Consider the following 14,086-nt stretch of genomic DNA (forward strand, 5'->3'; position numbering starts at 1 on the left):
TATATTTTTTTTACTTAGAAAGTTACGTTCAAGCCCGAGATGAATGTTTTTGAGTTTGGATAAGAACCAAAATCAATTCCCGGATATAAGTTGTTTTGTTCGTATGAACTTACCTCTGGATCATAGCCAGTGTATTTGGTCCATGTAATTAGGTTTTCTGCTGAGACGTAGATTTTTACGCTTTTTGTTCCGAGTTTTTTAGAAACACTTTTAGGTAAAGTGTATCCTAATGTGATTAATTTTAATCGTAAGAAAGAAGCATCTTCCACATAACGTTCAGAAACAATTCCTAAAGGAGAACTAGAAGCTCTCGGAATTTCATTACTCGGATTTGTTGGTGTCCATCGATCATTTAGAGTCGCCGCCGCATTGGTTCCAAGAGTAGAAATCTCCAATTGCTGATTTAAGGCATTAAAGATTTTTCCGCCATATGCACCTTGAAAAGAGAAATTTAAATCAAAATCATTGTATGAAACTGTATTACTGAAACTTCCAACAAATTTTGGTTGAGATGTGCCTAAATTGCCTTTGTCAAGAGCTGTAATTACGCCATCTCCGTTAGTATCAACATACTTTCTGTCACCCACTTTTGTATTGGCCAAACTGTTAATTTTTGGCTGAGTATTTACTTCTTCCTGAGTCTGGAAAATTCCGTTGGTTCTATAACCCCAGAAAGTTCCTAATGGCAAACCTACTTTGACAGTAACAGGCTGCTGTTGCAATAAAGAACCATTTGGCACTACTGGGAAAAACTGATCTACGCCATTTCCGATCTCAGTAACTTTATTTCGGTTAAGAGAAAATACAATATTGGAGTTCCAAGCGAAGTTTTCTGTTTTTATATTTTCCGTTGTTACACCAACTTCAAAACCTTTATTTTCAACTCCACCAATATTTTGAAGCACTGTGGCATAACCCGAACTCAATGGTACAGGAACGTTGATCAATAAATCTTTCGTCTTTTTATAATACACATCAAAAACAAAATTGATTCTTCGGTCTAATAATGATAAATCCAATCCAACATTATATTGATTTGTTTTTTCCCATTTCAAATCTGGGTTTGCCAATCGGGTAGGAGCTAAACCGGTATATAATGTTCCTCCAAAAGAATAATTTACAGATCCCATCGAAGCAAGAGGCAGGTAGTTTCCGATTTCTTGGTTTCCTGTCGTTCCAGCTGTAATTCTTAGTTTTGCTTCGGTTACGCCTTTAATATTGTTGGCAAATTCTTCGTCGGTAATATTCCATGAGAATCCAGCAGAAGGAAAGTAGCCCCAAAGTGATTCAGAACCAAATCTTGAAGAACCATCTGCACGTCCAGAAAGTGTAAAGTTGTATTTTCCTTTATAAGAATAGTTGACTCTAGCCAGCCAAGATTTCAAAACACTTTCATAAGCTTCGCTGTATGGTTTTACCGCCACACCATCTTGAAGTGCATTGTAAGTATTGGCATCGTTAACAAAAGTCTGAGCTCCTGCATTTACCACTTCGCCTTTTGTGTACTGAAGTGTGTAACCGCCTAGAGCAGAGAATTTATGATTTTCGCCAAAATTGGTATTGTAGGTAAGCGTATTTTCATTCAAAACAGAACTTACTAATCTTTCTCCGATAGAGGCCAATCCTTTTGTACCTGCTCCAGTAGTGGTGTTTGAAGGCGCATAGTAATTTTGTTTCGTATTTAAAACGTCGCCGCTCACCGCAACTTTAGCCGTTAACTCTTTATTGAATTTATACTCACCAAATAAGCTAGTTAGGATTCTGTTTAGTTTGGTCTCGTTCGTTGTATTTTCCAAATCATTAATTGGGTTCGGAACATAACCATTTACAGAAGTTGCGTAAGGATTGTTGGTTACGTTATAGCTTCCGTCTGTATTTTTTATAGGAACCACAGGAGCTGTCAAAACTACACTAACAAGTGGGTTTGGGTTTCTTCCTGCCGCCGCGCCTCCATTTGTACCAACACCATTTGCAATCGAATTGGTATAGTTGGCATTTACGCCAAATTTGAATTTCTGAGAATAATTTCGTTCATAGTTGGCTCGTAGCGAAATACGTTTAAAATCAGATCCTAAAACAATACCATCCTGATCAAAGTATCCTGCAGAAATAGCATATCTAGATTTCTCGTCTCCGCCCGAAAAAGATAAATTATGACTTTGAACAGGTGCTGCCGTTACAAATGCTGCCGACTGCCAATCATAGTTTCCAGAAGTCTTCAAAGCCTCGATCTGTGCAGGAGAAAAAGAAGGAGCCTGACCAATACTCGCCTGAACATCGTTTCTTAAACTTGCCCATTCGCTCGCATTCATCAATTTCAGTTTTTTGGAAATATTCTGAAATCCGAAATAGCCTTGGTACGAAATATTATCTTGTCCTTTGGTTCCCTTTTTTGTCGTAATAATTACAACTCCATTGGCACCTCTAGAACCATAAATTGCTGTTGCTGAGGCATCCTTTAGAACCTCAATAGATTCGATGTCAGCAGGATTAATAGTAGAAAGCACATTGACACTCGCACCCGCATATGTTACTCCTGCGCTACTGTTATTGTTATCGTTGTAAATTAAGATTCCGTCAACAACATACAAAGGTTCATTACCAGCAGTAATCGAGTTTCCTCCGCGAATGCGAACGCTTGAAGAAGCACCTGGACGTCCAGAACTTTGTGTAACTACAACTCCAGCAACTGCACCTCTTAATAGATTGTCTGCCGAAGAAGTAACCTGAGATAAGTTGGCTTTTGGAACCGAAGCTACCGAGCCGGTAATGTCTTTTCTCTTTTGAGTTCCGTAACCTACAACTACCAATTCGTCTAGCTCTTGACGCTCTTCTTTAAGGTTAATAATGACCGGATTTTTCTCAACAATTATTTCTAGTTTTTTATATCCGATGTAACTTACGATCAAGGTGTAAGGAAATTTCTGTCCCGTTTGAAAATAAAATTTTCCTTCGGCATCTGTCACAACGCCGTGGGTTGTTCCTTTAATGGTAACCGAAGCACCAATTATAGGTTGATTTGTAATAGCATCAACGACAGTTCCATCTAGTTTTGATTGAATAAGTGGGGTGGTATTTTGGGCTTGTATTCCTGCCGTTATGAAGAGTAGAAACAGCAGTATGTGTATGTTTAACTTTTTTTTCATTTCTTTGTGTTGGTTTTAAGTAATTAACAAGACGCCCTGAGCACTGTTTATACAGCACTCTAAAAGTGTTCTTGATTTAGTGATAAATGTTCTTTAAGCCTTGCCATTTCTGTTGCCGCAGAAATGGCTTTTTTTATTTAAAGCAACAGGTTTGCATTGTTTTCATTTTAGTCTTTTTAATTGTTAGTTATTTAATTTGTAAATAAATAGGTATGGTTTCAAGAGCCTTGCCCAATACAATTGAATGCATTGGAGAGATTTCTTGGTTAAAATTCAATAAATATTTTTGGTGATATTTTTTATGTTTTGCTTCGATATGGATTCTAAAGGCAAACAAAGTAAGAGTAGATAATTAACAACAGAAACACATATAACAAATAGTGCTATAAGTGTATTTTTTAGGAAGAATGTAACGCGATATGCTTTCTGTTGTTTTCACAATAATAATTTTTATAGTTTGAAATACTGTTTTAAACTCTACTAATCCTATAGACAAAGTTAAATTTTATATAATAAAAACCAAAAGTTTGAGGAGTTTTTTTTGAAAAATATATGTTTGTAGAAGCGCTGTAAGAAGGACTTGTCTTGTTTGTCCCTTATTTTAAAAGGGATAGCAAAGAATTCTGTAATCAGATAAATGTTAAAATAAATTTTGTGCTTGGATTAAAATTGTAGTATTTTATACTTATTTTTCAACTCTAAAACAGCACTTTTAATAGACTTAAATGGTTACAAAAGCATAAAAAGAGTCTAAAAAAACTCTTTTGACACGGATATCTAAAATCTAAATTTAAATTTCAAGTTGATTTTGAATAAATTAGAGTAATTTTATAGACTATAAAAGAAAAGTAAAATTTTTTAATCAACCTACGGATAAATACTTATATTTGTATTAAGTATTTTTACTTAGTTTTATAATTAAACGAAATGATAGAAGTAAAAGAAGCCTTAGAAATTGTCGCTGCAAACAGTTCAGTTTTGTCCACTCAGAAAATTTCTGTTCAAAAAGCGCTCGGATATGTTTTGGCAGAAACAATTTACTCGCCGATTTCAATGCCACCGTTTCGCCAATCGGCAATGGATGGTTATGCTTTTATTCATTCAAGAAGACATCAATTTGATGTGGTAGGAATTTCGCAGGCTGGCGATCATGCCAATGTAAAACTAAAAGAAAACCAAGCCGTACGCATATTTACAGGCGCATATGTCCCTAATGACGCAGATACTGTTGTAATGCAGGAACATGTAATGGTAAATGGCGATTCAATTTTGATTGCAAAAATGCCAGAACCTTTTGCTAATGTTAGAAACAAAGGCGAACAGATTAGTGCAGAGGATGTTGTTTTTGATGCCAATACATTAATAACTCCAGCAGCAATTGGTTTTTTAGCTTGTTTAGGAATTACAGAAATAACAGTTTATAAAAAACCGAAAGTGGCTATTCTAGTGACGGGAAATGAGTTGGTAAAGCCAGGCAAGAAACTTTCTAAAGGGAAAATTTACGAAAGCAATTCTGTAATGCTGCAAGCGGCTTTGCAGACCATCGGAATTAACAAAGTTAAAGTTCATACGGTGAAGGATAGTTTAAAAGCAACAAAAAAAGCATTGCAACCCATCCTTAAGAAGAATGATATTGTGCTAATATCTGGCGGAATTTCTGTGGGGGATTATGATTTTGTAAAAGAAGCTTTGCTGAAAAATGGAGTAGAAGAGCTTTTTTACAAGATTAATCAGAAACCTGGAAAACCAATGTTTTTTGGTTCTAAAAAAGATACTTTAGTTTTTGCGTTGCCAGGAAATCCAGCTTCTTCATTGACTAATTTTTATATTTATGTGTATCCTGCAGTCAAAAATAAAATGGGATTCTCGAATACGCATTTGCCAAAAATTGTTCGAAAATTAGAAAACGACATAGTCAATGACACAGGAAAAACACTTTTTTTGAAAGCATTATATAATGAAACAAGTGTTACCATTTTAGAAGGACAAGCCTCTTCCATGCTAAATTCTTTTGCTATTGCAAATGGTTTGGTAATTGTGCCTCACGATACCGAAAGCATTACAAAAGGCACATCAGTAACTATCTTGCCCATTGATTAGGTTTTTAGAATAAAGATTAAAGAATAAGGATTAAAGAGAAAAGATTTTTTAAGATAAGTAGCAAAAGCGCAGTATAAATAAAAATATATATTGTTAAACTTGAAACTTTAAACCTGAAACAAAAAACAAAAAAACAAAATGACTCTCCTAAGTTCCGAAAATATACTATTATTCAGTTTTGCATTAATTATAATTGCATTTCTATATTCAAGCGTTGGGCATGGCGGAGCTTCTGGATATTTGGCTTTGATGAGCATTTTTGCTTTTCCGGTTTCGATTATGAAACCATCAGCTTTGTTGCTGAATTTATTTGTATCGAGTATTTCGTTTTTGTTTTATTATAAAAATAATTATTTCAAACCCAAGCTGTTTTATCCGTTTGCTATTGCTTCTATTCCAGCAGCTTTTATAGGAGGTTTTATCACTTTAGATAGTGCGATCTATAAAATAATTCTCGGAATTGTATTGGTTTTTGCAGCGTTGAGGCTGTTTGGAATATTTAATTTTAAAGAAAAAGAAGAGGTAAAAATAAACCTTCCGTTTGCTTTGGCCATTGGTTTTGCGATAGGATTATTATCTGGAATGTTGGGAATTGGCGGTGGAATTATCTTAAGTCCGATCCTGTTATTTTTAGGATGGGCGTCAGTAAAAGAATCGGCTGCGATTTCCAGTTTATTCATTTTTGTAAATTCATTTGCAGGAATGTTGGGATTCTTTTTAGGAGGAAAAACAATTCCGATGGAAAGTTTTTATCTCGTTCCGATTGCTGTAGTGGGAGGAATGCTGGGAGGATTTTACGGAAGCGGCTCTTTCTCCAACAGAACATTAAAAATGGTATTAGGAACTGTGATTTTAATGGCAAGCGTGAAATTGATTTTTCCTTGAAAATAAAGTGAATTTAACCGCAAAGTACGCAAAGATTTACGCAAAGCACGCAAAGTTTTATAAAAGCGGTTGTAGAAATAGTAAAGAACGCAAAGCTTTGTGTAGATCCAACTTTGCGAACTTAATTTTAAAGGTAGCAATGAGCAAAAAAAAACTTAGCGAACTTTGCGGTAAAATTAACCGCAAAGTACACAAAGATTTACGCAAAGCACGCAAAGTTTTATAAAAGCGGTTTTAGAAATAGTAAAGTAACGCAAAGCTTTGCGAACTTAATTTAAAAGTTAAAATGAATGAAAAACTTAGCGCACTTTGCGGTAAAAAACTCATCGCAACCTGAAACAAGGAAAACTTGAAACAAAAAGACCATGGAAACACTAACAGTATTTATTCTTTGCGGAGGAAAAAGCACTAGAATGCAATCAGAAAAAGGATTGGTATCGTTTCAGGATAAGCCATTTATAGAACATATTATTCAAGCGGTTTTACCAATAACAGATCATATTAAACTAATTACTGGATCAAAAGAATATGATTATCTGCCCTATGATAAAATATCAGATTTAGTGTTAGACAAAGGCCCGCTTGGCGGAATTTACACAGCATTATCATATTCTGAAACCGAGTTCAATCTGATTTTGAGTTGTGATATTCCGTTAATTTCGACCGAATTATTGCAAGAATTAATTTCAAAACATACAAGTGAGGCTGGAATTACGGTTTTTGCATCCGAAAGCAAAACACATCCGTTAATTGGGATTTATTCAAAAAATATTGTTTCTGTTATAAAAGAGGCGATCGATTCTGATGAGCTTAAAGTGATGGATCTGCTGGCTAAATTGCCGCATCAGATAATCAATATAGAAGAAAGTGAAAACTATCATTTGACGAATATTAATTCGGCAGACGAATTAAATGATTTGAATATCAATTTAACTTAAAGACTATGCGAGATTTAAAAACACCCAAATTGACTATTGTTGGTGCAGGTCCAGGTGACGTTGAATTGATTACGCTAAAAGCAATTAAAGTTTTAAAAAGTGCCGATGTCGTTTTGTACGATGCTCTGGTAAATGAAGATTTGTTAGAATATGCACAAAATGCAGAAATTGTTTTTGTTGGAAAACGTTTAGGTTGCCATGCTTATACTCAGGATCAGATTAACGATTTGATTGTTTCTATGGCAAAAACTCATGGGCATGTGGTTCGCTTAAAAGGCGGTGATCCGTTTGTTTTTGGAAGAGGAAGTGAAGAAATCGAATTTGCAGAAGATTTTGGAATAGAAACGGCGATTGTGCCTGGAATTTCATCTGCTTTAGGAGTTCCTGCTTCGGTTGGAATCAGTTTGACACAGCGTAAAGTAGCAGAGAGTTTCTGGGTTATTACAGGAACAACTTCAGACCATAAATTGTCAAAAGATATTCAATTGGCATCAAAATCGGCAGCAACCGTTGTTATTTTAATGGGAATGCATAAATTGGGCGAAATCATTTCGATTTATCAAGAAAACAGAAATGATGATTTGCCAGTTGCCATTATTCAAAACGGAACGAAAAATTCAGAGCAAAAAGTAATTGGAACTATCAATACAATCACTAAATTGGTATCTGAAAAAAACATATCATCGCCGGCCATTATCGTTATCGGTGAAGTCGTTAGAACTACATCAAGTTGGATTTCGTATTTTCAGGAACACTTTGATGACGAATTTATTTTTCAAAATTTAAATTTATAAAAATGATTGAGGTTAAATATTTTGGAGCTGTCGCTGAAAAAACAAAATGTGAATTCGAAACATTATCTTTTTCAGAACAATGTTCGTTGCAAAAATTATTACAGGATTTAAACGAAAAATATGAGTTTGAATCACTGACTTTCAGCGTTGCAGTCAATCAAAAAATAGTTTCCAAAACTTCAGATTACACTTTACAGACTAGCGATATTGTAGCATTGTTGCCGCCATTTGCAGGAGGATAAAACATGATTTATGAGTTCATCAACCCGATATAACAGACAAATTATACTTCCTGAAATAGGAGAGGAAGGTCAGGAAAAATTATCCAGATCAAAAGTTTTAGTAATTGGCGCAGGAGGTTTGGGAGCTGCTATTTTGCCGTATCTGGCTTCTGCAGGAGTTGGAGAAATTGAAATTGTAGATCATGATGTTATCGAAATTTCTAATCTTCAAAGACAAGTGATTTACAAAACTGAAGCTATCGGAAAATCAAAAGCAAAGGAAGCCAAAGCAATGATTGCTGAATTGAATCCTTTAGTTAAAGTAAAAGCAATTTCTGAAAAGTTATCTGGAAGAAATGCCATTTCATTATTTGAAAAATACGACATTGTAGTTGATGCAACAGATAATATCGCGATCAAATATTTAATAAACGATGCCTGTCTGGTAACTGATAAACCAATGGTTTACGGATCAATTTTCAGGTTTCAAGGACAAGTTTCGGTATTCAATTATAAAAATGGACCAACTTACAGATGTCTATATCCCGAAGAAAATTTAAACGCGGCAAATTGTGAAGAAGCTGGAGTGCTTGGCGTTTCAGTTGGGATTATCGGAATGCTTCAAGCCAATGAAGTTTTAAAAATGATTCTCGGAATCGGAGCAATTTTAAGCGGAAAAATATTGGTTTATAATACGCTGAATAACGAACAGCAAAAGTACGATTTCGAAAAAAATGATTTTCAAACCATCACCAGAGAAGCATTCGAAGAAAAATACAATAAATGTGAAGTGGAGGAAGTAAGTTTTGAATCAGTTTTGAATGAAATGGATAACGATGAAGTTCTTTTTCTCGATGTTCGAAATGTAGATGAATCGCCAAAAATCAGTTTAAAAAATCAAATTCAGATTCCGTTAATGCATTTGGAAAGTAAGTTAGAAAAACTGGATAAAAAACAAACCATTTACATTTTCTGCCAATCTGGAATTAGAAGTAAAATTGCATTCGAGTTGCTTCAAAAGCATCGATTTAAAAATATAAAAAGCATTGCTGGTGGCGCTTTAGCAATGCGAAATTTATTAGAAGAAAAAAAGGATAGCCACGAATTCACGAATTTTATTTTTTAAAATCTATCCGTAAAGTATTGAATTAATTTGTGAAATATAATTGCACAAATTATTACGTTATAATTCGTGCATTCGTGGCTAAAAAAATATATAAAAAATGAGTAAAAATGTATTTGTAGAAGGACCGATTTCTCCTGAGTTTATTGCCGAATCGATTGCCAAACATCAATCAAAACATACTATTGGGGCACATAATATCTTTTTAGGGCAAGTCCGTGCCGATGTCATTCACGACAATACAGTCGTTGCCATTGATTATTCGGCGTATAAAGACATGGCAAATGAAGCGTTATATGCAATTCGTGAAAAAGCTTTCGCCAAATTTGATTTGACCTGTATGCATATTTATCATAGTTTGGGCGTGGTAAAAGCAGGCGAAATCTGTTTGTTTGTTTTTGTATCGGCAACACGTCGCAAACAAGTGTATGAAGCCACAGAAGCTATTGTAAATTGGATCAAAACCGATGTTCCGATTTTTGGCAAAGAAATGTTTGAAAACGATACATTCACTTGGAAACAAAATACCTAAGAAATTATAATGGTAGATATTACGCATAAAATAAGCACTTTAAGAGTCGCAACCGCAACCGCAATAGTCAAAGTCAGCAAACAAGAAACAATTGATGCTGTTGTCAATAATTTGGTGCCAAAAGGAAACGTGTTTGAAATGGCAAAAACGGCTGGATTATTTGCTGTAAAAAACACCCATTTATCCATTCCAGATTGTCATCCGCTTCCAATTGAATTTACTTCAGTCGAATATCAAATTGAAGGATTAGAGATTCATATTATTTTCAAAGTAAAAACCGTTTACAAAACAGGAGTTGAGGTTGAAGCGATGCACGGCGCATCTATCGTAGCGTTGACCATGTACGACATGCTGAAACCAATTGATAAAGAAATTGAGATTTCAACAATTAAATTAATTAATAAAGAAGGCGGAAAATCTTCTTTTAAAAATAAGTTTCCTAATACTATAAAAGCGGCGGTTTTTGTTTGTTCCGATTCGATTTTTGCTGGAGATAAAGAAGATCGTTCAGGAAAAACAATTGTAGAAAAACTTGATTCGTACGGAGTTGAAACTTCTCATTACGAAATCATTCCAGATGAATTGGACGTTATTCAAGAGAAAACAAAAGCTTACGCTAAAGAAAATCAGTTGGTGATCTTTACGGGCGGAACTGGTTTATCGCCAAGAGATGTAACGCCTGAAGCTTTAGAGCCGATTTTAGAAAGCAGAATTCCAGGAATTGAAGAAGCTATTCGAAATTACGGTCAGCAAAGAATGCCGTATGCGATGCTTTCTAGAAGTGTTGCAGGAACTTTGGGGAATAGTCTAGTTTTAGCGCTACCAGGCTCAACAAACGGAGTAAAAGAATCTATGGATGCTGTTTTTCCGCACGTAATGCACGTTTTTCATATTTTAAAAGGAAAAAATCATGACAGCCTCTAACACTATTTTGACGGATGGTTTTGGACGCAAGCACAATTATCTGCGCATTTCGCTGCTGGAAAAATGCAACCTGCGTTGTACGTACTGCATGCCAGCGGATGGGATCGCGCTTTCTCCAAAAGCCAGTTTAATGACTGGAGATGAGATTTTTGCAATTGCTCAGACTTTCGTAAAAAATGGTGTTGACAAAATTAGATTAACAGGCGGAGAACCTTTATTGAGAAAGGACTTTCCTGAAATTGTTTCTAAATTATCAACTTTAAACATTTCACTTTCTATAACGACAAACGGAATTTTAATTGATCGTCATATAGACGTTTTAAAGCAATTTAATGTCAAAAAAATTAATTTGAGTTTAGATACTTTGGTGGCTTCTAAATTTGCCTCTATAACGCTTCGAAATCAGTTTGAGAAAGTGATTGATAATTTGCATTTGCTTTTGAATGATGATTTTGAGGTAAAAGTGAATGTAGTCTTGATTAAAGGTTTTAATGAAAACGAAATTGTCGATTTTGTAAAACTGACTCAGTTTCTGCCAATCTCAGTTCGTTTTATCGAGTTTATGCCTTTTGCAGGAAATGAGTGGGACAGAAGTAAAATGGTATCACAGAACGAGATTTTATCTTTAGTGGAAACTCAATTTTTATCGGATCAAATTCAAAAACTGCAAGATGAAAAAAACTTCACTTCGAGAAATTATAAAATTAAAGACTTTCAAGGCGATTTCGGAATTATCAGTTCTATTACAAATCCGTTTTGTGACAGCTGCAATAGAATCCGCTTGACGGCGGATGGGAAAATTAAAAACTGTCTTTTCTCCAATGCAGAAACCGATTTGTTGACGGCATATAGAAACGGAGAATCCATCACTGATTTGATTTCAGAATCGATTCAGAATAAAAAGAAAGTCCGCGCTGGAATGTCTACCGTTAATGAAATTGATGATCCAACACTTCATTCAGATAATCGTAGTATGATTGCTATTGGGGGGTAAATTAATTATTAATTGTGAATTATTAATTGTGAATTGTCTGGCTGAGCGAAGTCGAAGCCTAATTCGCAATGACTCGTTGGAGCGTAAAAAAAGGTTCAACTCATAAAGTCAAACCTTTCTCATAACTATTTTTTCTTTTTAGCTTTAGCTTTTTTCTGAGCCTTAGCTTTCTTTTCAAGCTTCTTGGCTTTCGCTTTTGCTTTTTCTTTTTTAGCCTTTTCTTTTTTCTTTTCAGCGGCTTTTAGTTTAGCTTTTTTAGCTTTTTCTAATTTTTTAATAACAGCTTTAATCGCTTTTTCTCTTTTCTTTTCTTTTTCTTTTTTGGCTTTAAGTTTAGCTTTCAGCTTTGATTTTATATCGTTTTTTTCTTTACCAATTTTTTCAACCGTTACAACTGGTTTGTTTTCTTCAAAAGGTACCGGAATGTCATCAGTTTTGATTTCTACGATTTCAGAAACTATAGGTTCTGTTTTTGTGGGAGTCGTTGCTGCTTTTTTCACAGTCGCAGACGGAGTCGCTTTTGAAGCTACTCTTACAGGAGTTTTTGCCACAGGTTTTACCGTAGCTGCAGGAGCTTTTGTAGCTGTTGTCTTCGCAGCAGGTGATTTTGTAGTTGCAGTTTTCGCAGCTGATGGTTTTACAGCTGTTCTGGTGGTTCTTCTAATGGTTGTCTTAGTTTCTGGCTGTATTTCTGTAGTACTTTCTACAGCTGTTTCTGCGGGAATATCAGTAACTTTTTCAGCAGAAGTTGATGTTGTTCTTTTTATCATAACGGTATTTTTTATTGAGTAATAGATGTTAACCAAATGATTATAAAGCTTTTGAAGTATGCAGCTTTATCATAAATTCTTTGTTAAGCTAAATATACGCAATTTTTGAATACATAAATAATAGAACTTATTAATTTTCAACCGTTTCCAAAATCCTAAAATTGCTTTTTGGTGCTTCACAAAGAGAACAGCAATACGTTTCTGGGAGATTTTCAAACAAAAGGCCTTTTGGAATTCCCTGTGTTTCGTCTCCATATTCAGAATTATAAAGCGTTAAGCATTCCTGACATTGGTAAATATCCTGTTGCGGTTTTTCTTTTTTCTGTTGTTTTTCAATAATCTCAGACGCAGTGTTTCCTAATTCTTCAAAATATTTTCGACTTAATTCAATTAGAATGGTTGGCAGTTCGAGTTTGTCAATATCTTGCGAATGCACAATGTATTCACGTGTATTTGGGTCGAAGTTCTTTGCGAACAAGACATTGTAAGTATCGCGTATCTTAATGGATTCTAAATCCTTTGGCAGTTCATTTTTTTCAATGACAATCGATGTGAAATAGTGCCCGTCGCGATTGTATTCTGAAATTCCGAAATTCAATCCGTATGTACTGATGTCAAATTGATCTAATGTTCTAACGAGGAACGTTTTTAGGTTCAAAGCCCATTCCATTGCAACAGGTAAGTGCCAATTGAGTTCTAATAAAGAATGACGAACGTTGATGCCTCTTTTCCCTAAAAACTTTTCCCATTCCAGTTTTCGATCTTTCGGAATCCCTTTTATGATGAAAGATTTCCAAGGCGTGATACAGATTTTTCCGATTTTGCATTCAAAACACAAATCGCACATTTCTTTCAGGAAATCTAAATCGTAAAGATTGTTTCGCCAATACAATCCCAGCCAATATTGATCGATTCCCATTCTGTTCATTCCTTCGTAATAAGGAAATGGATAAAACGGAATGTTCAATGGTTTGTCGATTGTTCGGTTATTAGTGTCTAAAGCTTCGCTTACTAAAGTAAAAAGCATTTCAATATCAACAGAACCTTCGTCGGTTATTTTTTCGATTTCATAGTAAATCTTTGCCAAATCCCAGCTGTAAAGCAAAACAGGATAAACTTCCATTTTTTCCCATTTAGGAAGACGGATATACAAATACCAATAATCTTCGTGTTCTGAGGCTATAAAATTCAAATGCCCTGTAAACAGAGGAACCAATTGCTGTTTCGGATCGGTTATATTGACTTTTAGTTTTGGCTGTTCTTTAAATTCTTCCAAAATATATAAAAAACGATTTCCAGTCAGCCAATTGGTATTTCTGAAAATATCAGTCGAAACATAAGATGAAACAATATTGTTCCCGCTTTTCTGGTCGGGATAAACAAAATGATGTTTTCCTAAAGTGGTTTTGTCCAAAGATTTAAATCCTTTTGGAAAAATAATATCCTGCCTAGAACCAAACGAAATGGAATCCAGCCCTTCTTCCAAAGCAATGTTTACAACTTCTCGTAATTCTCCTGGCGATATAACGCCTCCTTTTACTATTAATCTTGTTAGTTCCATTTTTTCTTTTTGTTTCAGGTTCTTTTTGTTTCAGGTTTCAAGTTGCTTTACTTTGAACACAAATTTTACCGCAAAGTTCGCAAAGGTTTTCCGCAAAG

12 protein-coding genes are annotated in these 14,086 nt (G+C 34.8%); 9 read left to right on the forward strand and 3 right to left on the reverse strand.

The genetic code is table 11. The features are described from left to right. Positions 1-14: 14 nt before the first annotated feature. Complete coding sequence (locus BB050_RS14520) at positions 15-3,146, reverse strand: SusC/RagA family TonB-linked outer membrane protein (protein ID WP_066034038.1); 3,132 nt, start codon at positions 3,144-3,146, stop codon at positions 15-17. Between the two features lie 927 nt (positions 3,147-4,073). Here BB050_RS14520 and BB050_RS14525 point away from each other — a divergent pair. The 9 genes from BB050_RS14525 to moaA all read left to right on the forward strand — a co-directional run bounded on the left by BB050_RS14525 (position 4,074) and on the right by moaA (position 11,657). Beyond that, complete coding sequence (locus tag BB050_RS14525) at positions 4,074-5,246, forward strand: molybdopterin molybdotransferase MoeA (RefSeq protein ID WP_066034039.1); 1,173 nt, start codon at positions 4,074-4,076, stop codon at positions 5,244-5,246. Between the two features lie 138 nt (positions 5,247-5,384). Continuing rightward, complete coding sequence (locus BB050_RS14530; RefSeq protein WP_066034040.1) at positions 5,385-6,131, forward strand: sulfite exporter TauE/SafE family protein; 747 nt, start codon at positions 5,385-5,387, stop codon at positions 6,129-6,131. Between the two features lie 365 nt (positions 6,132-6,496). After that, entirely contained in the window at positions 6,497-7,069 is a 573-nt protein-coding gene (locus BB050_RS14535; protein WP_066034041.1) for a molybdenum cofactor guanylyltransferase, read from the forward strand. 5 nt (positions 7,070-7,074) lie between these two features. Next, the gene (gene cobA / locus BB050_RS14540) at positions 7,075-7,863 is read left to right on the forward strand and encodes a uroporphyrinogen-III C-methyltransferase (protein WP_066034042.1); all 789 of its coding nucleotides are present in this window, start codon (positions 7,075-7,077) and stop codon (positions 7,861-7,863) included. Between the two features lie 2 nt (positions 7,864-7,865). Then, positions 7,866-8,105 (forward strand): MoaD/ThiS family protein, encoded by a 240-nt coding sequence (locus BB050_RS14545; RefSeq protein WP_008468713.1) that lies wholly within the window; start codon positions 7,866-7,868, stop codon positions 8,103-8,105. A 10-nt stretch (positions 8,106-8,115) separates the two neighbouring features. Continuing rightward, entirely contained in the window at positions 8,116-9,210 is a 1,095-nt protein-coding gene (gene moeB, locus BB050_RS14550) for a HesA/MoeB/ThiF family protein (RefSeq protein WP_066034043.1), read from the forward strand. Positions 9,211-9,307: 97 nt separating this feature from the next. Next, a complete protein-coding gene (locus tag BB050_RS14555; protein WP_066034044.1) occupies positions 9,308-9,739 on the forward strand; it encodes a molybdenum cofactor biosynthesis protein MoaE in 432 nt (143 codons plus the stop codon). Between the two features lie 9 nt (positions 9,740-9,748). After that, positions 9,749-10,663: a bifunctional molybdenum cofactor biosynthesis protein MoaC/MoaB gene (gene moaCB / locus BB050_RS14560; protein ID WP_066034045.1), complete on the forward strand. Its 915-nt coding sequence runs from the start codon at positions 9,749-9,751 to the stop codon at positions 10,661-10,663. Beyond that, the gene (gene moaA, locus BB050_RS14565) at positions 10,650-11,657 is read left to right on the forward strand and encodes a GTP 3',8-cyclase MoaA (protein WP_066034046.1); all 1,008 of its coding nucleotides are present in this window, start codon (positions 10,650-10,652) and stop codon (positions 11,655-11,657) included. The genes moaCB and moaA overlap by 14 nt, the downstream gene beginning before the upstream one ends. 125 nt (positions 11,658-11,782) lie before the next feature. Here the strand turns inward: moaA and BB050_RS21745 are convergent, their stop codons facing one another. Together BB050_RS21745 and BB050_RS14575 are read right to left on the reverse strand one after the other, a co-directional pair. Beyond that, positions 11,783-12,427 carry a hypothetical protein gene (locus BB050_RS21745; RefSeq protein ID WP_066034047.1) on the reverse strand — a complete coding sequence of 215 codons (645 nt, stop codon included), beginning with the start codon at positions 12,425-12,427 and terminating at the stop codon, positions 11,783-11,785. A 130-nt stretch (positions 12,428-12,557) separates the two neighbouring features. Next, positions 12,558-13,988, reverse strand: a complete 1,431-nt coding sequence (locus tag BB050_RS14575; RefSeq protein WP_066034048.1) for a rubredoxin — start codon at positions 13,986-13,988, stop codon at positions 12,558-12,560. Between the last annotated feature and the right edge of the window lie 98 nt (positions 13,989-14,086).

The sequence above is a fragment of the Flavobacterium anhuiense genome (assembly GCF_001705175.1).
GTDB lineage: Bacteria > Bacteroidota > Bacteroidia > Flavobacteriales > Flavobacteriaceae > Flavobacterium > Flavobacterium anhuiense.